The sequence below is a fragment of the Xanthomonas sp. LMG 12462 genome (assembly GCF_009192885.1).
Lineage (GTDB): Bacteria > Pseudomonadota > Gammaproteobacteria > Xanthomonadales > Xanthomonadaceae > Xanthomonas_A > Xanthomonas_A sontii.
Map to the genome: position 1 here is coordinate 1 of NZ_NMPP01000061.1, position 20,265 is coordinate 20,265.

20 protein-coding genes and 1 pseudogene are annotated in these 20,265 nt (G+C 69.0%); 13 read left to right on the forward strand and 8 right to left on the reverse strand.

Annotated features, from left to right (window positions below; all coding sequences use genetic code 11):
- Positions 1-73: 73 nt before the first annotated feature.
- Complete coding sequence (locus CEK69_RS14900) at positions 74-1,123, reverse strand: Gfo/Idh/MocA family oxidoreductase (RefSeq protein ID WP_226975178.1); 1,050 nt, start codon at positions 1,121-1,123, stop codon at positions 74-76.
- A 191-nt stretch (positions 1,124-1,314) separates the two neighbouring features.
- Here CEK69_RS14900 and CEK69_RS14905 point away from each other — a divergent pair, with 191 nt between their 5' ends.
- The 4 genes from CEK69_RS14905 to CEK69_RS14920 all read left to right on the forward strand — a co-directional run bounded on the left by CEK69_RS14905 (position 1,315) and on the right by CEK69_RS14920 (position 3,966).
- Positions 1,315-2,214: an SMP-30/gluconolactonase/LRE family protein gene (locus CEK69_RS14905; protein ID WP_152246432.1), complete on the forward strand. Its 900-nt coding sequence runs from the start codon at positions 1,315-1,317 to the stop codon at positions 2,212-2,214.
- Positions 2,215-2,295: 81 nt separating this feature from the next.
- Positions 2,296-3,018 (forward strand): hypothetical protein, encoded by a 723-nt coding sequence (locus tag CEK69_RS14910; RefSeq protein ID WP_150410781.1) that lies wholly within the window; start codon positions 2,296-2,298, stop codon positions 3,016-3,018.
- A gap of 44 nt (positions 3,019-3,062) precedes the next feature.
- Positions 3,063-3,458, forward strand: a complete 396-nt coding sequence (locus tag CEK69_RS14915; RefSeq protein ID WP_152246434.1) for an EF-hand domain-containing protein — start codon at positions 3,063-3,065, stop codon at positions 3,456-3,458.
- A gap of 187 nt (positions 3,459-3,645) precedes the next feature.
- A complete protein-coding gene (locus CEK69_RS14920; RefSeq protein WP_010340011.1) occupies positions 3,646-3,966 on the forward strand; it encodes a hypothetical protein in 321 nt (106 codons plus the stop codon).
- 193 nt (positions 3,967-4,159) lie between these two features.
- Here the strand turns inward: CEK69_RS14920 and comJ are convergent, their stop codons facing one another.
- From comJ to ubiH, 3 genes are all read right to left on the reverse strand, one after another.
- A complete protein-coding gene (gene comJ / locus CEK69_RS14925; RefSeq protein WP_152246436.1) occupies positions 4,160-4,648 on the reverse strand; it encodes a competence protein ComJ in 489 nt (162 codons plus the stop codon).
- 222 nt (positions 4,649-4,870) lie between these two features.
- On the reverse strand, positions 4,871-6,049 hold the full coding sequence (locus CEK69_RS14930) for a UbiH/UbiF family hydroxylase (protein ID WP_152246438.1): 1,179 nt from the start codon (positions 6,047-6,049) through the stop codon (positions 4,871-4,873).
- Positions 6,046-7,260, reverse strand: coding sequence for a 2-octaprenyl-6-methoxyphenyl hydroxylase (gene ubiH / locus CEK69_RS14935; protein ID WP_152246440.1), 1,215 nt, complete (start codon positions 7,258-7,260; stop codon positions 6,046-6,048). Before ubiH ends, CEK69_RS14930 begins: the two co-directional genes overlap by 4 nt.
- Positions 7,261-7,403: 143 nt before the next feature.
- Here ubiH and CEK69_RS14940 point away from each other — a divergent pair, with 143 nt between their 5' ends.
- The 9 genes and pseudogenes from CEK69_RS14940 to CEK69_RS14980 all read left to right on the forward strand — a co-directional run.
- Positions 7,404-7,988: a hypothetical protein gene (locus tag CEK69_RS14940; protein ID WP_152246442.1), complete on the forward strand. Its 585-nt coding sequence runs from the start codon at positions 7,404-7,406 to the stop codon at positions 7,986-7,988.
- 5 nt (positions 7,989-7,993) lie between these two features.
- Positions 7,994-8,548: a cob(I)yrinic acid a,c-diamide adenosyltransferase gene (locus CEK69_RS14945; RefSeq protein WP_010340006.1), complete on the forward strand. Its 555-nt coding sequence runs from the start codon at positions 7,994-7,996 to the stop codon at positions 8,546-8,548.
- A gap of 24 nt (positions 8,549-8,572) precedes the next feature.
- Positions 8,573-9,478 (forward strand): histone deacetylase family protein, encoded by a 906-nt coding sequence (locus tag CEK69_RS14950; RefSeq protein ID WP_152246444.1) that lies wholly within the window; start codon positions 8,573-8,575, stop codon positions 9,476-9,478.
- 163 nt (positions 9,479-9,641) lie between these two features.
- Positions 9,642-11,993 carry an LPS-assembly protein LptD gene (gene lptD, locus CEK69_RS14955; protein WP_081616528.1) on the forward strand — a complete coding sequence of 784 codons (2,352 nt, stop codon included), beginning with the start codon at positions 9,642-9,644 and terminating at the stop codon, positions 11,991-11,993.
- Positions 11,990-13,351 carry a peptidylprolyl isomerase gene (locus CEK69_RS14960; protein ID WP_148829866.1) on the forward strand — a complete coding sequence of 454 codons (1,362 nt, stop codon included), beginning with the start codon at positions 11,990-11,992 and terminating at the stop codon, positions 13,349-13,351. Before lptD ends, CEK69_RS14960 begins: the two co-directional genes overlap by 4 nt.
- A gap of 3 nt (positions 13,352-13,354) precedes the next feature.
- Positions 13,355-14,332 (forward strand): 4-hydroxythreonine-4-phosphate dehydrogenase PdxA, encoded by a 978-nt coding sequence (gene pdxA, locus CEK69_RS14965; protein WP_148829865.1) that lies wholly within the window; start codon positions 13,355-13,357, stop codon positions 14,330-14,332.
- A gap of 112 nt (positions 14,333-14,444) precedes the next feature.
- Positions 14,445-15,239, forward strand: a complete 795-nt coding sequence (gene rsmA, locus CEK69_RS14970; protein WP_152246445.1) for a 16S rRNA (adenine(1518)-N(6)/adenine(1519)-N(6))-dimethyltransferase RsmA — start codon at positions 14,445-14,447, stop codon at positions 15,237-15,239.
- Between the two features lie 334 nt (positions 15,240-15,573).
- Positions 15,574-15,957: a Co2+/Mg2+ efflux protein ApaG gene (gene apaG / locus CEK69_RS14975; RefSeq protein WP_010340000.1), complete on the forward strand. Its 384-nt coding sequence runs from the start codon at positions 15,574-15,576 to the stop codon at positions 15,955-15,957.
- A pseudogene (locus tag CEK69_RS14980) lies at positions 15,957-16,802 on the forward strand (symmetrical bis(5'-nucleosyl)-tetraphosphatase); the annotation flags it as partial. The gene apaG and the pseudogene CEK69_RS14980, both read left to right, overlap by 1 nt.
- A gap of 81 nt (positions 16,803-16,883) precedes the next feature.
- On the opposite strand, the gene CEK69_RS14985 reads toward CEK69_RS14980, so the two are convergent.
- From CEK69_RS14985 to lgt, 4 genes are all read right to left on the reverse strand, one after another.
- A complete protein-coding gene (locus tag CEK69_RS14985) occupies positions 16,884-17,402 on the reverse strand; it encodes a hypothetical protein (RefSeq protein ID WP_152246449.1) in 519 nt (172 codons plus the stop codon).
- Positions 17,403-17,630: 228 nt separating this feature from the next.
- The gene (locus tag CEK69_RS14990; protein ID WP_193314004.1) at positions 17,631-18,128 is read right to left on the reverse strand and encodes a dihydrofolate reductase; all 498 of its coding nucleotides are present in this window, start codon (positions 18,126-18,128) and stop codon (positions 17,631-17,633) included.
- Positions 18,129-18,220: 92 nt separating this feature from the next.
- On the reverse strand, positions 18,221-19,015 hold the full coding sequence (locus tag CEK69_RS14995) for a thymidylate synthase (protein WP_152246453.1): 795 nt from the start codon (positions 19,013-19,015) through the stop codon (positions 18,221-18,223).
- Positions 19,012-19,920 (reverse strand): prolipoprotein diacylglyceryl transferase, encoded by a 909-nt coding sequence (lgt, locus tag CEK69_RS15000; RefSeq protein WP_017916439.1) that lies wholly within the window; start codon positions 19,918-19,920, stop codon positions 19,012-19,014. The genes CEK69_RS14995 and lgt overlap by 4 nt, the downstream gene beginning before the upstream one ends.
- Positions 19,921-20,265 lie beyond the last annotated feature (345 nt).

The following is a 20,265-nucleotide window of genomic DNA, read 5'->3' on the forward strand; positions in this document are numbered from 1 at the left end:
CCGCGATGGGTTTCCCGGGAAACCCATCGCGGCTGAAGCCGCTCCTGTGACGAGCGCATTGGTGCCGCCACCGCTACAGCACGATCCGCGCCCCGTCCTCCCGCGCCGAGCGCTGGATGGCATCGACGATGCGGATATCGCGCAAGCCTTCCTCGCCGGGCACGCGCAGCGGCGTGCCCTGCAGGATCGCCAGCGCATCCTCGTCCATCTGCAGCGCCTGCTGGTGGTGCACCCGCACGTCGAACAGGCGGCCATCGCTGGCCCGGCCGCGCACGCCGTCGTAGGCCTGGAACGGCGCCAGTTCGTACCAACCCTTCGCGCACTCGGCGCGCAGCAGGTTCATGGTGCGGCCGAAGCTGGCCGCGCAGCTGGCGGTCACCCCGTGCGGGAACTCCAGGGTGAAGTGCATGTGCTCGTCGACCTCGTCGAACAGCGCCGGCCGATCGGTGGACCGCCGCGCGCTGACCGCCAGCGGCTCGGCGCCGGTCGTGTAGCGCGCCGCATTGAGCGGATACACACCCATGTCGTACATCGCACCGCCGCCATACTGCGCGCGCAGCCGCCACGGCCGCTGCGCCGGGTCGGTGTCGCCATAGCCGGCATAGCCCGCCTCGGCGCGCACGCTGCGCATCGCCCCGAACGGGCGCTCGCCGGCCAGGGCGATGAGGCGCCGGGTGTTGGGCTCGTGCTGCATGCGGTAGCCGATGCTCAGCCGCACCTTGTTGCGCGCGCAGGCCTCGATCATCGCCTGCGCCTGCTCGGCGTGCAGCGCCATCGGCTTCTCGCACCACACGTGCTTGCCGGCGGCGGCGGCACGAATGCTCAGCGGCGCGTGCAGATGGGTGGGCGTGACCACGTAGACCACGTCGATGTCCGGGTTGTCGGCGATGCGTTCCAACTCGTCGTAGCTGTAGACGTTGCGATCCGGGATGCGATAGCGCGCCTGCCACTGCGGGATCTTCTGCGGCGAGCCGGTGACGATGCCGGCCAGGCGGCAGTGCCGGGTCAGGGCGAGCCCCGGCGCCAGGCGGCTGCTGGCGTACTCGCCCAGGCCGACCAGGGCCACGCCCAGCGGCTTGCGGCGTCGTGCCGGCGTGGCCGCCCAGGCGGACGCCCCGAGCATGCCGGCGGCGGTGGCGGAGAGGCCGGCCAGCAACAGGCGGCGGCGATTCGGCGAGGACGGCTCCATGCGCAACTCCGACCGGAAGGATGCTTCACCCTAACCGCTGGCGCGGCATCGGCACTGTGAGCGCTATCGCGCGATGCGCCGGGGCCTCTGGCACACTGCCGCCTCCCCCGCCGTCCGGACACCCGATGCGCTGCCGCCCACTGCTCGCCGCCCTCGCCCTGCTGCTGGCTGCCCCGGCCGAGGCGCAGGAGACCCTGTTCCGCGCCCATGACCTGGTCGGCGATGGCGTGTTCACCGACAAGATCGAAGGGCCTGCGACCGGCCCGGACGGTGCGCTGTACGTGGTCAACTTCGCCCACGACGGCAGCATCGGCCGGGTCCAGCGCGACGCCACCGGCCGCGGCCAGGCCACGCTGTTCGTGGATCTTCCCGACGGCAGCATCGGCAACGGCATCCGCTTCGACCGCCGCGGGCGCATGTACGTGGCCGACTACGGCCAGCACCGCATCCTGCGCATCGCCCTGCGCAGCAAGCGCATCGAGGTCTACGCCACGCTGCCGGGCGCGTTCCAGCCCAACGACATCGCGATGGCGCCGGACGGCACCCTCTACGCCAGCGACCCGGACTGGAAGCACGACGGCGGCCAGCTGTGGCGCATCGACCGCGACCGCAGCGCGCATCTGATCGAAACCGGCATGGGCACCACCAACGGCATCGAGGTCAGCCCCGACGGCAAGCGCCTGTACGTCAACGAGAGCGTGCAGCGGCGGATCTGGGTCTACGACCGTGCGGCCGACGGCGCCGTCTCCAACAAGCGGCTGTTCGCCAGCTTCGCCGACGCCGGCCTGGACGGCATGCGCTGCGACATCGACGGCAACCTGTACGTGGCCCGCTACGACGCCGGCAAGGTAATCGTGCTGGCCCCCGACGGCACGCTACTGCACGAGGTCGCGACCAAGGGCCGCAAGCCCACCAACCTGGCCTTCGGCGGCGCCGACGGACGCGATGTCGACGTGACCCTGCAGGACCGCGGCGCGATCGAAACCTTCCGCAGCGACCGCCCCGGCCGCGAGCACGGACGCTGATGGGATGCGTATCGCAGCGGCGTCTCAGCCCGCGCAATGGTCCCCTGGCATCCTGGCTGCACTGACTGGAGGGCCGCGCACATGCAGCCGATCGAACTGAACAACCCGGCCGGCTTCGCCGACGAATTCCTGCGCCTGACCCTGTTGCAGGGCTTCCAGTCGCTGACCAAACGCGACCTGGAACTGCTGATCTTCGTGTTGCTGGAACGCGACGGCGCGATCTCGCGCAGCGATTCCAACAACGCGGTGGCGATGCGCCTGCGGGTGACCCCGGCCAAGGTCAAGGGCCTGCGCCGCGACGGCTATGCGCGCTGGCGTGCGCTGGTGCCGGAGGACAACGAGGCGGCGCTGCAGCGCATCGTCGCCACGGTGCTGACCGAGGACAACCTGCGCGCCGGGGCCAAGCATGTCAGCGAGCGCAGCAAGAAGGACGGCTTCCTGGCGATCCGCATCGAGCACCCCGACGACCAGCAACGCTTCGAACAGGCCATCGTCGACGTCGGCGCCATGCCCGTGTACGAGCGCAACCGCGACGTGATGGCGGTGCGCTTCGACACGCTGCTGAAGATCGCCGAGCGCTGGGGCTATCTGCAGCCGGAGCCGGACAAGGTGACACACGAACTGCAGAAGCTGGCGCCCACCGCCGAGGAGGTCGCCGATCTATTGAAGAAGGACGTGAGCAAGCTACGCTGGGAGGACGTGCGCCGCGCGCTCAACAGCCTCGGCGCCAAGGCCGTCGCCAGCACCGCCGAGGGCGGGCTGAAGGGCCTGTTGAAGCTCGCGTTTCCGTTCATCCCCGGCTGAGCCGGGGCCGCCATCCATCGCCATACTGGAGTTGCGTCGTGTCCATGTCCTGCCGTTCCCTCGCCCTGCTCTGCTGCCTGTGCGCCTGCGTCGCGCCGGCCGCGGCGCAGAATCTCAACACTGCCTCCAGCGCCACCACCGAGCCGCTGCGCGACGTGCCGGTCAACGTGCGCGCGCAGCCGCTCAGCAATGGCGTGGTCACTCACCAGGTGCAGTTGCCGGCCACGCCCGGCGAAGCGCAGGTGACCGTGCGCAGCATCCAGCCGGACCGTGTGGCCGGCAGCTACCGCATCGACTTCGAGGCGCTGGACACCGACCACGACGGCTACATCAGCCGCAGCGAAGCGCAGGCCAATCCGTCGCTGGCCGACGAGTTCGACGCGCTGGACACCACCCGCAGCGGTCGCCTCAGCCCCGCGCAGCTCGCCGGCTGGCTGTAGCCGCACCAGAGACGCGTCCGGCGCCGCCATGGCGGGCGCCGGCGCACCCTCGGTCGCGTTGCAGGGTGCATTGGAAACGCTTGCTAAACAGCGCCGACGTGCAGATGCGAACGCCCGATTTTTTTAGCGTCGATTAATTCGGCCAGGCCTATGTTCTTGACTCCTTCCCAGCAACAGGAGTCGTGCCATGAACCGCATCGTTCCTCGTCTCGTCCCGTTCGCGTTCGCGCTGCTTGCCGCGCCGGCGCTGGCCATGGCGCAGTCGGCGCCGGACGAAGTGACCCTGCACCAGAACGGCCAGATCATCAATGTCACCTCGGTCGAACCCAACTCGATCGTCGGCGACTACCACATCGACTTCGCCAAGCTCGACCGCAACCATGACGGCTACATCAGCCGCGCCGAAGCCAAGGCCGACCCGACGCTGTACGCCGAGTTCGATGCCGTCGACGTGCATCACCACGGCCGCCTGAGCAAGGCCGACCTGGAAGGCTGGATGTCGACGTGACGCGACCCACGCGTAGACTGACCCGCACCCTCTCCACCACGCGCGCCGCCTGCGGCCTTCCCGCCGCATGCGGCGCGATTGTTTTCTGAAGCGACAACACCGCAGACAGCAATGACGCCCAGAGCGTCGCTCGACCGCTTCAGCGCAACTGTCGCCAGCGCATCGATCGCCTCGCCCACCGCGTTGCCGAGCGCTATAGCATGCCTTCCTGCAGCGGCGCATCCTGCGTTCCGCCCCAGGGATCGTCCAGCAGATAGCGCGCCGCGACCGGCTGCGCCGCCGGCACCAGGGTGAGCCGGTAATACACCTCGTCGTCGCCTTCGCAGACTTCGTAGTACAGCGCGTAGTCGCCAGGCTGCAGCGCCAGTGTCACATCGAAGGCCTCGGCGGCAGACGCCACCTGCACCCGCGCATCCGGATTCACCCGGAACGGCACCTGCATGCGCCGCTGCGCACGCGGATCGGGCGCGAACGCCTCGGCCAGCACCAGGTGCACCTGCGCGCCGAACGCGTCCTCGGGCAACGGATCGAACACCACGTAGTCGCGATGCAGGACCGCGCCCTGCTCCAGATTGCGCGCCCCCCAGCGGCAGGCGGCCTCGTCGAAAGCGCGGGCACGCAACTGCACCTGGCTGTGGGAAATCAGCAGATCCACGGTCTGCGTCCGGGTCGCGTCTTGCATCGTCGTTCTCCATGGCAGGAACGCGGCCTGCGTGCTGCGCTTCGCGCCCTAGCCTCACCCCAACCCATCTCCCGAGGGGAGAGGGGCTCAAGCAAACCAGCCGACGCTGGCTCTTCCTGCTCCCTCCGCGAGAAGGTGCCCCGAAGGGGCGGATGAGGGTACGGGCCCCGCTCGGCGCGCGTGGTCGAATCTGCGGCCGCCGCGTTCGGCCGGAGCGCGCGGTCACACGCCGGAAGCGCGCTTCCAGAAACCGTGCATCAACAACGGCAGCTTGCCGGCCAGGCCCAGCAGCGGGCCGCGCAGCAGGGTGAGGTGCAGCTCGTCGTTGGAGAACAGCCGGTTGATCGCATCGAAGCCGTAGGCGGCCACGGTGTTGTCGCTGCGGCGACCGCGCGCCCAGCGCGCCAACCGCTGCGGCGCCGCCCAGTCGACCCGCTGCGCCTGCGCCTGCCGCACCAGCGTCGCCAGCGCGGCGACGTCGCGCAGGCCCAGGTTGACGCCCTGCCCGGCCAGCGGATGCACCACGTGCGCGGCATCGCCCAGCACCAGCAGACGGCCGCGCTGGTAGGCCTCCACCAGTTGCCGGCGCAGCGGGAAGCCCAGCCGCGGCGACAGCGCGCGCACCGCACCCAGGCGGGCGCCGAAGGCCTGGGTCAGTTCGGCGCCGAACGCCGCATCGTCCAGCGCCAGCACCCGCGCCGCCTCGGCCTCGGGCAAGGTCCACACGATCGAGCTGCGGCCGTCGGCGAACGGCAGGAACGCCAGCGGGCCGCCCGGCAGGAAACGCTGCCAGGCCGTGTCCTGGTGCGGCTGTTCGGTCTGCACGAAGGCGACCACGCCGCGCTGGCCGTAGTCGTGCGCCCGCGCGTCCAGCCCGGCCAGGCCGCGCACCGTGGACTCGGCGCCGTCGGCGGCGATCGCCAGACGCGCGTCCAGGCGGCTGCCGTCGTCCAGGCGCAGGCGCGCACGCTCAGCCGACGGCTCCAGCGCCTCCACCCGCGCCGGGCAATGCACCTGCACGCCGGCGGCCGGCAGCGCTGCCCACAGCTGTTCGACCAATAGATTGTGTTCGACGATCCAGCCGAGTTGGTCGCGGCCCAGAGTGTCGGCGTCGAAGGCCAGTTCGCCACCGCCGCCGGCATCCCACACGCGCATGCGCCGGTATGCGCTGGCGCGGCTGGCGAGGACCTGCGGCCACACGCCCAGGCCCTGCAGCAGCGCCGCATTGTCCGGGGCGAAGGCGTAGACGCGCAGGTCCGGCGTGTCGGCCGACCAGCGCGGCGGCTCGCGGCCCTCGACCAGCGCCACCGCCAGGCCTTCGCCGGCCAGGGCCAGCGCACAGGCCGCGCCGACCACACCGCCGCCCACCACCACCACATCCAGCACACCGCGCCGGCTCATGCGCGCGTCTCCCGGCACAGCTGCGGCACATCGCCGCGGAAGCCCATCGCGCCGCCGACCAGGAACGACTGCAGCGGCGCGGCCTGCGCCGCCGCCAGCAGGCCCAGGCTGCGCAGTGGGCGCAGCAGCGTGGCCGGGTTGGCGGTCAGCCGCGCCAGCCCACCGGAGAACGTCACCGTGCGCTGGCGATCCTGCTCGCGGCGCTGCGCGTACTGCTGCAGCAGCGCCGGCGCGCCCGGGTCGGTGCCGTCGCGCTCGATCAGTTCGGCCAGGGTCAGCGCATCGCGCAGGCCCAGGTTGAAGCCTTGCGCGCCCAGCGGGTGCAAGGTCTGCGCGGCATTGCCCAGCAGCACCGCGCGCGCATCGGTCAGCCGCTCGGCCAGCACCTGCACGATCGGATAGGCACTGCGCTCGCCGCTACCGAGCAGGCGGCCGACGCGCCAGCCCAGCGCGTCCTGCAGCCGCTGCAGCCAGGCACCCTCGTCCAGCGCCGCCACCGCGTCGGCGTCCTCGGCGGCCACCGCGTGGATCGCGCCGTAATGGCGATCGCTGCGCGGCAACAAGGCAGTCGGGCCGTCGTCGCGGAAGCGCTCGTAGGCGGTGCCGTCGGGCTGGCGGCTGCCGCGCACCCGCGCCACGAACAGGGTCTGCTGGAAATCGTGGCGCGTTGCGGCGATGCCCAAGGCCTCGCGCACCGCGCTGGCGCTGCCGTCGGCGCCGACCAGCAGCCGCGTGTGCAGGACCTGCTCGCTGCCGTCGCGCAGGATCCGCACCCGGCGCTCTCCATGCTCGGCGTCGGGCTCCAGCGCCACGAACTGCGCCGGGCGGTAGCGGGTCAGCTGCCGCGTCGCCGCCAGGCTGGCCTCCAGCGCCTCGCCGAAGTCGCGCGCGACGACCACCTGGCCGAAAGCCTCGCGTCCGTAGTCGGCGGCTTCCAACCGCACCCGGCCGAAATCGCCGGCGCGGCTGACGTGGATGCGGCGGATCGGTCCGGTCGGCGCGCGCAGCCGCTGCATCACCCCCAACGCGCCCAGCGCGTTGACCGTGGCGGCAGCGAAGCTGAGGTTGCGCTGGTCGAATACCGGCGGCAACGCGCCCGGCGGTGCGGCCTCGACCAGACCCACGTCCACCCCCAGCCGGTCCAGGGCGATGGCCAGGCTGGCGCCGACCAGGCCGCCGCCGACGATCACTACGTCATGTCGTTTGCTCATCCGGCCATGATACGACCCGCACCCGTCTGCCCGGTGAGCGCCACCGCCCAGCTTGCGTGCCGTGGCGGCAGCGGCGCACGGCGCTCGCGCGCGCCGCGCTTCCAGTAGAATCCGGGGTCTTACGTGCCCCGGTGCCCGCCGTCATGACGCCTTCCACCCACCGCCTCCCCGCCCTGCTGCTGTTGACCGCGCTGCTGGCCGCGACCCGCATCAACCACTTCGGGGCGATCCCGGACGCGTCGTGGGCGGTGTTCTTCGTCGGCGGCTTCTACCTGCGCAGCTGGACCCGTTGGGCGTTCCCGCTGCTGATGGCGCTGGCGGTGCTGGTCGACTACTTGGTCATCCGCAGCCAGGGCCTGGATTTCTGGCAGCACTACTGCGTGTCGCCGGCCTACTGGTGCCTGATCCCGGCCTATTTCGTGCTGTGGGCCGGTGGCGCCTGGCTGGCGCGGCGCTACCACGGTGCCGACTGGCGCGCCCTGGGCCTGGCCGCCGCCAGCCTGCTGGTGGCGGTGGCGCTGTGCCACCTGCTGGCGCAGGGCAGCTTCTACTGGGTCAGCCGCAGCGTGCCGAACCCGACACTGGCCGGCTGGTGGCAGAACTACAGCGACTGGCTGCTGCCCTACCTGGGCAGCGCCAGCCTCTACGTGGCGCTGGCCGCGGCGGTCCAGGTCGGCGTCGAGCAGCTGGCGCGGCTGGGCCAGCGCGGCCAGCCGGTCGGTCACTGACCGGGATGGGCAACCGCCTCTCCAAGATCTACACCCGCACCGGCGACGACGGCAGCACCGGCCTGGGCGACGGCAACCGGGTCGGCAAGGACTCGGCGCGGGTCGCCGCCTACGGCACCGTGGACGAGGCCAACTCGGCGATCGGCGTGGTCCTGGCCTGCCCGCTGGCCGAGGACGTGCGGCAGTTGCTGACCGCGATCCAGCACCAGTTGTTCGATCTCGGCGGCGAGCTGTGCATCCCCGGCCATGCTGCGATCCATGCCGCCGACATCGACGCACTGGAACGACATCTGGACCGCTACAACGACACCCTGCCGCCATTGCAGGACTTCATCCTGCCCGCCGGCGGCGAGGCGGCGGCGCGCTGCCACCTGGCCCGCACCATCGTGCGCCGCGCCGAGCGCGAGACGGTGGCGCTGTCGCGGCAGGACGCGGTGCGCCCGGAAGCGGTGCGCTACCTCAACCGCCTGTCCGACCTGCTGTTCGTGCTGGCGCGGGTGCTGGCGCGGGCCGACGGCCACGGCGAAGTGCTGTGGCGCCACGACCGGCGCCAGGCCTGAGCCACGCCCGGGCCGCGGCCGCGCATGCTGATCTATACCCATCCTGCCTGCCTGGGCCACGCGCCCGGACCGGAACACCCGGAACGGCCGCAGCGCCTGGAGGCGGTGACCACCGCGCTGCGCGAGGCCTTTCCCCCGCTGGAATGGCGCGAGGCGCCGCTGGCCAAGCTCGGCGACCTGGCCCGGGTCCATGAGCGCGAGCTGATCGATCGCGTCCTGGCCGATCTCGACGGCCCGCAAATGCTCGACGTGGACACGGTCCTCTCGCCCGGCTCGCGCGCGGCCGCACTGCGCGCCGCCGGCGCCGGCGTCGCCGCCGTGGATGCGGTGATGCACGGTGTCACCGACACCGCCTTCTGCGCGGTACGCCCGCCCGGCCATCACGCCACCGCCGACACCGCGATGGGCTTCTGCCTGTTCAACAACGTCGCCGTGGCCGCCGCCCACGCCCGCGACGCGCATGGACTGGAGCGGATCGCCATCGTCGATTTCGACGTGCATCACGGCAACGGCACCCAGGCGATCTTCGAGCGCGAGCCGAAGGTGCAGTACCTCAGCACCCACCAGTCCGGGCTGTTCCCGCACACCGGCGGGGTCCACGACCGCGGCGTCGGCAACCTGCACAACGCATTGCTGCCACCGGGCAGCGGCGGTTTCCGCTTCCGCAACACCTGGGCCGACCAGATGCTGCCGTTGCTGGACGCGTTCAAGCCACAGCTGCTGCTGATCTCGGCAGGCTTCGACGCGCACATGCGCGACCCGCTGGCCGACCTGATGCTGGAGACCGAGGATTTCGGCTGGATCACCGCCGAACTGCGCGCAGTCGCGCAGCGGCACGCGCGCGGCCGGGTGGTGTCCCTGCTGGAAGGCGGCTACGACCTGCAGGCCCTGCGCGAGGGCAGCGTCGCCCACGTCGACGCGCTGCGCTGAGGGTCCGCGCCCGCGCAGCGGCGGCCGCGGCGCGGCACGCCCGGATCGAAACCCCGCTCCGCCAGGCCGATGAACCCCGTCCCCCGCCCCGGGGACGCCTTCATTGCCCCTATGCACGGGATGGGGCAAGCTAGCGACCGTTTTCGCCCGATACCTGACGCGCGTGCGCCGAACCCTTCGCCTGCTCCCTCTTCCGTTCAGTATCGCCCTGTGCCTGCCGGCATTGGCGGCTGAAAAGCCGCCGAACTGGGGCCTGTGCCCGACCCCGGACGTGCTACCCAAGTTCGACGACGCGCAGCAGCCGGATCCCAAGCTGGCGCAGAACCGCGAGCAGCAGCCGACCAATATCGAAGGCGACCAGCTGTCGGGCACCACCACCATCCCCAACTACACCGGCAACGTCGCGCTCAAGCGCGGCGACCAGTTCATGGGCACGGACAGCCTGCGGGTGGACACCGAGACCGGCAACTACATTGCCGAGGGTCACGTGCGCTACCAGGACTCGTCGATCCGCATGATCGCCGACCGCGCCGAGGGCAATCAGGACACCGACACCCACAAGATCACCAACATCCGCTACCAGCTGCTGGCCCGCCGCGGCAACGGCAAGGCCGACTCGGTCGACCTGCAGGGTGCGCTGGGGCAGATGCATCGCTCCACCTACACCACCTGCGACCCCTCGCAGCGGGTGTGGGAGCTGCACGCGCCGGAAATCGACGTCGACAACGACGAAGGCTTCGGCACCGCGCGCAACGCGATCCTGAAGATCTACAACTTTCCGGTGCTGTACGCGCCCTGGTTCAAGTTCCCGATCGACGATCGCCGCAGCAGCGGTTTCCTGTTCCCGGCGATCGGCATGTCCAGCCGCAACGGCTTCGACTACACCCAGCCGTACTACCTGAACCTCGCGCCGAACTACGACGCCACCCTGTATCCGCGCTTCATGGCCCGCCGCGGCCTGATGCTGGGCAGCGAATTCCGCTATCTCTACGACGGTGGCAAGGGTGAGCTGCAGGCCGCCTACCTGCCGGACGACAAGTTGCGCGACAAGGATCGCGGCCGCTTCAGTTACCAGGGCTACCACAACATCAATTCGCAGTGGCAGGCGCGCGCCTCGCTGGCCTGGGTCAGCGACGAGCGCTACACCGAAGACTTCTCCAACCGCCTGCTCGGCAATGCGGTGTCCAACATCCAGAGCACGATCGGCGTCTACGGCACCGGCGAGACCTGGACCGCGGGCGTGATGGCCGACCGCTGGCAGCTGACCGACTACACCCTGACCGAGGATGCGCTGCCGTACAACCGCCAGCCGCGCGCCTTCTTCAACTGGGACCAGTCGTTCGGCAACTATTTCGAAGCCGGGCTGTACAGCGAAGCGGTGCGCTTCGTGCACGACGATATCCATCAGAAAACCACCGACGGCACCTACGAACGCACCGGCGTGGTCACCCCGCGCCCCGGCGGCAGCCGCCTGGACCTGAAGCCCTACATCTCGATGCCGCTGGCCGGCGCCGCCTGGTTCCTCAAGCCGACCCTGGCCTGGCGCTACACCGCCTATCAGTTGGACAAGGACCTGGCGGCCACGCTCGGCGGCGACACCACGCCCTCGCGCAGCCTGCCGATCGCCACGGTCGATGCGGGCGTGTACTTCGACCGCGATACCAAGTGGGGCAACACCAACTATCTGCAGACCCTGGAACCGCGACTGTTCTACCTGTACACGCCGTACCGCGACCAGAACGACCTGCCGATCTTCGACACCCGCGAGTTCACCTTCAGCTGGGGCCAGTTGTTCCGCGATTCGCGTTACACCGGTGCCGACCGCCAGAACGACGCCAACCAGCTGACCATGGCCCTGAGCTCGCGCCTGCTGCGCCAGGACGATGGCAAGGAGAAGTTGTCGGTCAGCCTCGGCCAGATCCTGTATTTCAGCGATTCGCGGGTCAGCCTGCCCAACAGCGACACCACCATCGAGCAGGGCAAGTCGGCCTGGGTCGCCGATGCCAACTACATGATCAACGATCGCTGGAACCTGGGCGCCACCTACCAGTGGGATCCCAAGTACCGGCGCAAGGACCTGGCCAGCTTCCGCGCGCGCTACCTGATGCCCGGCGACGGCATCGTCAATATCGCCTACCGCTACCGCCGCGATCTGCTGGAACAGGCCGACGTGTCGTTCCTGTACCCGATCAATCCGACCTGGAGCGTCGTTGGCCGGCATTACTACTCGCTGATGGACAAGAAGCCGCTGGAAAGCATCCTCGGCGTGCAGTGGGACAGCTGCTGCCTGGCGGTGCGGGCGCTGGCGCGGCGCTACGTGCGCAACCGCACCGGCGCGCTGGATACCGCCTTCCAGATCGAGTTCGTGCTCAAGGGGCTGTCGTCCCTGGGCCAGGACACGGACCGCGTTCTGCGCCGTGCTATTCTCGGCTACAACCGCGACGACCTGTACTTGGTCCCGCCCAGCAACACCACGACCGATCCGGACGCTTACGATCCGAACCAGATTCCATGACCAAGACCCTTTCTGTTTTTCTCGCCGCCCTGGTGGCGATCGCCGGCGTGTCCGCTCCGGCCGCCGCGCAACAAACCCAACCGCTGGACCGCATCGCCGCGGTGGTCGACGAGGATGTCGTACTGCAGAGCGAACTGGATCGTGCCGTGCGCAACGTGAAGGCGCAGTATGCCGGCCGCGAGGCGCAGCTGCCGCCGGATAATGTGCTGCAGCGGCAGGTGCTGGAGCGTCTGGTGCTGGTCAAGCTGCAGGTCGCGCGCGCCAACAGCACCGGCATCCGCGTCGGCGACGACGAACTGAACCGCGCCATCGCCAGCATCGCCCAGCAGAACGGCACCGACGTGGACGGCCTGCGCAAGAAGCTGGCCGCCGACGGCATGTCCTACACCGACTTCCGCAACTCGGTGCGCGACGAAATCACCGTGCAGCGCCTGCGCCAGAGCTTTGCGCAGAGCCGCATCAACGTCAGCGAGGCCGAAGTCGACGCGGCGCTGGCGCAGCAAGCCACCACCGGCACCCAGTACCACCTGGCACACATCCTGGTCGGCCTGCCGGAAGGCGCCACCGCCGAGCAGATCAAGACCGCCCAGGGCAAGATCGACGGGGTCAAGAACCTGATCGACAAGGGCGAGATCGATTTCAACGCCGCGGCGGTGCGCTATTCCGACAGCCCCAACGCGCTGGAAGGCGGCGACCTGGGCTGGCGCAGCCTGGACGAGATCCCCAACGCGTTCGCGCAGCTGATCCGCGACATGAAGCCGGGCCAGGTCGCCGGCCCGCTGCGCGGCCCCAGCGGCTTCCAGCTGCTGAAGCTGGTCGAAGTGCGCGACGCCTCTGCCAATCCGGAAAAGAAGACGGTCACCGAGTACCACGCCCGCCACATCCTGATCCGGGTCAACGATGCGCAGCCCGACGCGGTCGCCAAGGCCAAGATCGAGACGCTGCGCGCCCGCATCGCCGGCGGCGCCGACTTCCAGGCCGTGGCCAAGGAAGCGTCGGAAGACACCAACAGCCGCAGCCAGGGCGGCGATCTGGGCTGGTTCCCGGCCGACGCGTTCGGCCCGGACTTCGGCCAGCACGTCGCCAGCCTTCAGGACGGCCAGATTTCGCAGCCGTTCCGCACCGAGGCCGGCTGGCACATCGTGCAGCGCGTCGGCGAGCGCCAGACCGACGTGACCAGCGATACCCAGCGCGCCCAGGTCCGCGAGACCATCGGCCGCCGCAAGCTGGAAGAGGAATACAACCGCTTCCTGCAGGAAATGCGCGGCGAAGCCTACGTCGACCTGCGCGTGGGCAACACCGACGCCGCCACTGCGCCGGCGGCCACGCCCGCGCCGGCGCCCGCCGCCAAGCCCTGATCCATGCGCCCCTCGCTCGCGCTGGTGCCGGGCGAGCCGGGCGGGATCGGCCCGGAGCTGTGCGTGCGGCTGGCGCAACAGCCGCGTCACGACTGCCAACTCCTGGCCTTCGCCGATCCCGACACCTTGCGCGCCGCAGCGGCGGCGCTGTCGCTGCCGCTGCAGCTGCTGCCCGAATCCAGCCCCGCCCTCGCCCCTGGCGACCTGCGCCTGCGCACGGTCGCCAATGCCGTGCCCAGCCGCTTTGGCGCGACCGAACCGGCCAACGCGGCTGCGGTGATCGCCGCACTGACCCAGGCGGCCGATGCCTGCCTGCGCGGGGAACTGGACGGCGTGGTGACCGGCCCGGTCCATAAAGCGGCGATCAACGCCGGCGGCATCGCCTACACCGGCACCACCGAACTGCTGGCCCAACACGCCGGCCGCGAGGTGGTGATGATGCTGGCCAACGCCATCGTGCGCGTGGCCCTGGTCACCACCCATCTGCCGCTGCGCGCCGTCGCCGATGCGCTGACGCCAGCCCTGCTGGAACGCAGCCTACGCATCACCGAGGCCGCCTTGCGCCGCGAGTTCGGCATCGCCGCGCCGACCGTCGCGGTGCTGGGGCTGAACCCGCATGCCGGCGAGGACGGCCACCTGGGCCTGGAGGAAATCCAGGTGATGCAGCCGGTGCTGGACGCCTTGCGCGCGGAGGGCATGCGCCTGCTCGGCCCGCTGCCGGCCGATACCGCGTTCCTGCCGCAGAAGCTGGCGAGCGTGGATGCGGTGCTGGCGATGTACCACGACCAGGGCCTGCCGGTGCTCAAGTACAGCGGCTTCGAGCAGGCGGTGAACCTGACCCTGGGCCTGCCCTACCCACGCGTGGCGGTCGACCACGGCACCGCACTGGAGCTGGCCGGCCGCGGCGTGGCCGATCCGTCCAGCCTGTTCGCTGCCACTGCGCTGTGCGCGCAACTGGCCGCGCGCCGCGCGCAGTTCTAGGCGCACATCCGGGCGGCGTTCGCGATCTGCCGCAACCAGGGCGCGCTCGGTGATGCCGCTCCTGCGTCGCTGCGAGCGCGCGCCGCCCCGTGCATGCCGATAAAATGCCCCCATGACTTCCTCTTCCGGCTTCGGCGCCCCGGCCAAGAAATCCCTTGGCCAGCACTTCCTCAGCGATCGCCACTACATCGACAGCATCGTCCGCGCGGTCGATCCCAAGCCGGGCGACCGGCTGGTCGAGATCGGCCCCGGCCAGGGCGCAATCACCTTCCCGCTGCTGCGCCGGCACGGCCGGCTGACCGTCATCGAATTCGACCGCGACCTGATCGCGCCACTGACCGCGGCGGCGGCCGACGTCGGCGAACTGACCATCCTCAACCGCGACGTGCTGTCGGTGGATTTCGCCGCCCTGGCCGAGAGCGCGCGCATCCGCCTGGTCGGCAACCTGCCCTACAACATCTCCTCGCCGATCCTGTTCCATGCGCTGGACCACGCCGCGGCGATCGCCGACATGCACTTCATGCTGCAGAAGGAAGTGGTCGACCGCATGGCCGCCGACCCGGGCAGCAAGGTCTACGGCCGACTCAGCGTGATGCTGCAGGCGTATTGCGAGGTGACCTCGCTGTTCGTGGTGCCGCCGGGCGCGTTCCGGCCGCCGCCGAAGGTGGATTCGGCCGTGGTGCGGCTGGTGCCGCGGCCGCCGCAGACGGTGGGCATCGCCGATCCCAAGCGCTTCGCCGACGTGGTCCGCGCCGCGTTCGGGCAGCGCCGCAAGACCCTGCGCAACGCCTTGAACGGCGTCTGCGATGCCGCGCAATTCGAGGCCGCGGGCGTGCGTCCGGACGCGCGCGCCGAGCAGCTCGAGGTCGGCGACTTCGTGCGCCTGGCCAACATCGCGCACGCCTGAGCGGACGTCCCTCGCCGCACGGCATCTGCCTGCTTGTGTGGTGAGGCCCCTGCGCGCGTGTCGCTCCGCACCTGGCATGCCGCCGGCACAGGCCTCGCTGGCCTGCGCCGCGCGCGTGCGGCGACGACATCGCCTCGACGCCGCGGCGCCGCAAGCCGCACAACACGGACCGCCCGCCAACGACGCTCCTCCACACTGCTTGCCGCAGCAACAAGCCCGCACCGGCGGTTCGCGCAGGCGGCCACCAGGGCCATTGCCGCGTGCCAGCGGCTCGGTCGTGACAACCGCTGTCGCATCTCGCCTCAAACGGCAAAACACGCTCTAAACTGTGGGGATGAACGATGACGCCCCCTATCGGATCGAGGTCGAAGTGTCGCCCCGATTCCTCGACGACCAATCGGCGCCGGAGGACGGACGCTACACGTTCGCCTACACGATCCGCATCCACAACCGCGGCCGCGTCGCCGCGCGCCTGATCGCCCGCCACTGGGAGATCACCGACGGCAACGGCCGCATCGAACGCGTCGACGGCGACGGCGTGGTCGGCGAACAGCCGCGGCTGCGCCCGGGCGAGGATTTCCGCTACACCTCCGGGCTGGTACTGGAGACCGAACACGGCACGATGCGCGGCCACTACGACATGGAAGCCGACGACGGGACCCATTTCATCGCCGCGATCGCGCCGTTCGTGCTGTCCGTCCCGCGGACCCTGCACTGATGGCGGTCTGGGCGATCGGCGACCTGCAGGGTTGCTACGACATCACCCAGCAGTTGCTGGAGAAGATCCGCTTCGATCCGGCGGTGGACCGGCTGTGGTTCTGCGGCGACCTGGTCAACCGCGGTGGGCAATCGCTGGAGACCCTGCGCCTGGTGCACTCGCTGCGCGAACACAGCGTGGTGGTGCTGGGCAACCACGATCTCTCGCTGCTGGCGATCGGCGAGCGCAGTCCGGACGAGCAGCGCAAGGTCAACCCGGACCTGCAGCGCATCGTGCTGGCCGAGGATCGCGACGAACTGCTGACCTGGCTGCGCATGCAGAAGCTGCTGCACGCCGACCGCCAGTTGGGCTGGATGATGATCCACGCCGGCCTGGCGCCGAAGTGGACCACCGCGCTGGCCGAGAAGCATGCACGCGAGGTGGAGCAGCAACTGCACGGCAACGGCTACCGCAAGCTGTTCCGCAACATGTATGGCGACCGCCCGGCCTGGTCGCCGGGCCTGACCGGCTACGACCGCTCGCGCGCGATCATCAACCTGTTCACCCGCGCCCGCTACTGCACCCCGCGCGGGCGCATCGCGATCGAGGAAAAGGGCACGCCCGGCACCCAGGCGCAGGGCCTGTATCCCTGGTTCGAGGTGCCGGGGCGGGTCGAGCGCGACCTGAAGATCGTCTGCGGACACTGGTCGACGCTGGGCCTGACCATCACCCAGGGAGTGCACGCGATCGACACCGGCGCGGTCTGGGGCGGCAAGCTCACCGCCCTGCGCCTGGACAGCGAGGACCTGCAGGTCGTGCAGGTTCCGGGCCGTCCGGTGCAGGGACCGCCACCAGCGGCGCGCAGTGGCACGCCGCGGCGGCAAATCATCAAAAAGCCAGCCGTTTAAACCGGCTGGCTTGTTGCCGCACCTTCGGCTTCGTAACGATCAACTGCAGATCGAAGCAGCCATTCGCTTGAGCTGCCCCTTTTCGCAAGTGATTGTCTCGACGGAAGTACAGACCTTATCAGCAGTGACAACAGTCCCGTTCGAGTAAGTGACTTGCACCTGCCCACCAGCGGTACAACGCATAGATTTTACTGACAAATCCATGGGACTGACCTGGGTAAACGAGCTGAAAACAAAGGCATCCATCTCCGGATAGTACCTACCTCCATTCGCAGCAGAAACTTCGAAGTCCTCGCCTTTAATGAAAGTAAAGCCTGACAAATCGATCAGGTAAGGCCAAGAACCCTTCGACTTTCTGTCTACAGAAAAAGTTGCGCCGTCTGCAGAAACATAGCTCCCAGACTTGGAAAAGAACAATGGCTCCTTAGCGCTGACGGCATTATTGGCATCGGAAACCTCACTGGCATTCAAGTTAAATGAATCCCCCTTGGAAGATGCATACACGCCGAGCGCAGCGGTAGAAAGCAACAGTGAAGCAAGAACTAGCCCGATCTTCATGAATTACTCCTTGGCATGATTTCCTTAAAAGCACGCGCCATTAACCATGGCCCGTCATTTATGAAGCAGAAAGTCAGAGCCCACAACTCCTGGCGCACCGGAAAATTAGAACAGATCGTTTTTTGAGATAAAAAGCATTATCTGTCTAAATTTCGCACCGATAATTTCACCGTCATCATCCGCCTGGCGGAATCGGGGCAGCAAGCGCCCTACGGGATCGCGTGACACCTATACGCGGCGCCGGTAATCCACGAACTCGAAGGCCAGCGCATGCCGCGCATCGGCCGGATGCGCCTGCCGCGCCAGCACCTCCCACTGCGCCGGATCGAACGCGGGGAAATGCGCATCGGCGCCGTCGACCACGGTGTCGACATGGGTCAGATACAGCACGTCGGCCAACGGCAGGGCCAGGGCGAAGATGTCGCCGCCGCCGATCACCGCCAGCTCCGTGGCGCCGGCCTCGCGCGCCGCGTCGATCGCCGCCTGCAACGACGCCACCGGCTGCATGTCCGCGAACGGCACCTGCCCCGAACGGGTCATCACCAGGTTCAAGCGCCCGGGCAGCGCGCGCCCCAGCGACTGTGCGGTCTTGCGCCCCATCAGCACCGGCTTGCCCAGGGTCAGCACCTTGAATCGCTTCAGATCGTCCGGCAAGCGCCACGGCAGATCGTTGTCGCGGCCGATCGCATTGGCCCGGTCCAGCGCCGCGATCAGGCTCAACTGCAGAGGGTGGCGCGTAAGCGGCGCCACATCCGTCCCCGTCGCGACGGCGGCGCTCGCCGATTCCCGATTCCCCATTCCCGATTCCCAGCTGCTGCTCACACCGCCACCGGCGCCTTGATCGCCGGATGCGGGTCGTAACCCTCGATGGCGATGTCGTCGTAGGTGAAAGCGAACAGATCGGTGACTGCCGGGTTCAACCGCAACCGAGGCAACGGCCGCGGCGTGCGTGCCAGCTGTTCGCGCGCCTGTTCGAAGTGGTTGGAATACAGATGCGCATCGCCCAGCGTGTGCACGAAATCGCCCACGCCCAGGCCGGTGGCCTGCGCCACCATGTGGGTCAGCAGCGCGTAGCTGGCGATGTTGAACGGCACGCCGAGGAAGATATCGCCGCTGCGCTGGTACAGCTGGCAACTGAGCTTGCCGTCGACCACGTAGAACTGGAACAGGCTGTGGCAGGGCATCAGCGCCATCTGCGGCAACTCGGCCACATTCCAGGCGCTGATCACCAGCCGCCGCGAATCCGGATTGCGCTTGATCTCGTCCACCAGCCACTGCATCTGGTCGATCTCGCGGCCGTCGGCGCCGGTCCAGCGCCGCCACTGCTTGCCGTACACCGGGCCGAGTTCGCCCTGCGCATCGGCCCACTCGTCCCAGATGCTGACCTTGTTGTCCTTGAGATAGGCGATGTTGGTCTCGCCCTTCAGGAACCACAGCAACTCATGCACGATCGAGCGCAGGTGCAGCTTCTTGGTGGTGACCAGCGGGAAGCCGTCGTTGAGGTCGAAGCGCATCTGCCAGCCGAACACGCTGCGCGTGCCGGTGCCGGTGCGGTCGGCTTTTTCGGCGCCGTGCTCCAGCACGTGCTGCAGCAGGTCCAGGTATTGCTTCACTTGCTCACCTCCGGCGGCGGCACCGGCTGCAGCACCGGCGCGCTGCGCGAGCGCCACAGCAGGAACAGGCCGAGCAGGATCAGCGGGATGCTCAACTGCTGGCCGCGGGTCAGCCAATGGAACGCCAGGTAGCCGAGTTGCGCATCCGGCACCCGCACGAATTCCACGGCGAAGCGGAACACGCCGTACAGCAGCGCGAACAGGCCGGACACCGCATAGCGCGCCCGCGGCTTCATCGAGAACGTCCACAGCACCACGAACATCACCAATCCTTCCAGCGCTGCTTCGTAGAGCTGCGACGGATGGCGGGCATAGCGATCGAGCAGGCCGGCGGCGTATTGCTGCTGCAGTTGCGCGGCACTCTTCAGGCTCTCCAGTGCCGGCGCATTGGCCACGCCGTCCTGTATCGGCGCGTGCGGGAAGATCACGCCCCAGCCGGCGTGGGTCAACTTGCCCCACAACTCGCCGCCGACGAAATTGCCGATGCGGCCGAAGCCCAGACCCAGCGGCACCAGCGGCGCGATGAAGTCGACGGTGTCGAAGAAATGCAGGCGCGCCTTGCGCGTCCACCACAGGCAGGCCGCCAGCACGCCCAGCAGGCCGCCGTGGAAGCTCATGCCGCCGTCCCACACCTTGAAGATCAGCAGCGGGTCGGCCAGGAAATCGGATAGCGCGTAGAACAGCATGTAGCCGATGCGCCCGCCCAGCACCACGCCGAGCATCGCGTAGAACAGCAGATCGGAGAAGCCGTCCTCGTTCACCCCGGGCAGGCGCCCGGCGCGGATGCGGCGGCGGCCCAGCCACCAGGCCGAGATGAAGCCGGCCAGATACATCAGCCCGTACCAATGCACCTTCACCGGCCCGAACGAGAAGGCGATGGGATCGATCTGGTGGAGATAGGTCATGCGCAAACGTCGGCCGGGGGCAAAGAGTGCCTATTCTGCCACCGACTCCGCTGCTTGCCGCGCCTGCGGACGGCGCAGCAGGGTGGCGCTTCATCTGCTGGCAGGCGCGCGCGTCTGCTACTGACTCCGCTAATTGCCGCGCCTGCGGACGGCGCAGCGGGGTGGCGCTTCATCTGCTGGCAGGCGCACGAACCTGCCACCGACCGACCCCAAGAAATATGCTCAGCCCAGCCGCCACGTGCCCCTCGTTGCTTGTGGGAGCGGCCCATGTCGCCTCCAGGCCATCAACTGCAACGAGCAGAGCCATCGTGTTCACTCCGGCGCTATCGCGTCGGGACTGAAGTC

Coding starts and splice junctions, on each gene's coding strand:
- CEK69_RS14915 (WP_152246434.1), top strand. CDS start 3,063: ATGTCCTGCCGTTCCCTCGCCCTGCTCTGCTGCCTGTGCGCCTGCGTC.
- CEK69_RS14920 (WP_010340011.1), top strand. CDS start 3,646: ATGAACCGCATCGTTCCTCGTCTCGTCCCGTTCGCGTTCGCGCTGCTT.
- CEK69_RS14905 (WP_152246432.1), top strand. CDS start 1,315: ATGCGCTGCCGCCCACTGCTCGCCGCCCTCGCCCTGCTGCTGGCTGCC.
- comJ (WP_152246436.1), bottom strand. CDS start 4,648: ATGCAAGACGCGACCCGGACGCAGACCGTGGATCTGCTGATTTCCCAC.
- ubiH (WP_152246440.1), bottom strand. CDS start 7,260: ATGAGCAAACGACATGACGTAGTGATCGTCGGCGGCGGCCTGGTCGGC.
- CEK69_RS14910 (WP_150410781.1), top strand. CDS start 2,296: ATGCAGCCGATCGAACTGAACAACCCGGCCGGCTTCGCCGACGAATTC.
- CEK69_RS14930 (WP_152246438.1), bottom strand. CDS start 6,049: ATGAGCCGGCGCGGTGTGCTGGATGTGGTGGTGGTGGGCGGCGGTGTG.
- CEK69_RS14945 (WP_010340006.1), top strand. CDS start 7,994: ATGGGCAACCGCCTCTCCAAGATCTACACCCGCACCGGCGACGACGGC.
- rsmA (WP_152246445.1), top strand. CDS start 14,445: ATGACTTCCTCTTCCGGCTTCGGCGCCCCGGCCAAGAAATCCCTTGGC.
- lgt (WP_017916439.1), bottom strand. CDS start 19,920: ATGACCTATCTCCACCAGATCGATCCCATCGCCTTCTCGTTCGGGCCG.
- CEK69_RS14940 (WP_152246442.1), top strand. CDS start 7,404: ATGACGCCTTCCACCCACCGCCTCCCCGCCCTGCTGCTGTTGACCGCG.
- pdxA (WP_148829865.1), top strand. CDS start 13,355: ATGCGCCCCTCGCTCGCGCTGGTGCCGGGCGAGCCGGGCGGGATCGGC.
- apaG (WP_010340000.1), top strand. CDS start 15,574: ATGAACGATGACGCCCCCTATCGGATCGAGGTCGAAGTGTCGCCCCGA.
- CEK69_RS14960 (WP_148829866.1), top strand. CDS start 11,990: ATGACCAAGACCCTTTCTGTTTTTCTCGCCGCCCTGGTGGCGATCGCC.
- CEK69_RS14900 (WP_226975178.1), bottom strand. CDS start 1,123: ATGCTCGGGGCGTCCGCCTGGGCGGCCACGCCGGCACGACGCCGCAAG.
- CEK69_RS14985 (WP_152246449.1), bottom strand. CDS start 17,402: ATGAAGATCGGGCTAGTTCTTGCTTCACTGTTGCTTTCTACCGCTGCG.
- CEK69_RS14950 (WP_152246444.1), top strand. CDS start 8,573: ATGCTGATCTATACCCATCCTGCCTGCCTGGGCCACGCGCCCGGACCG.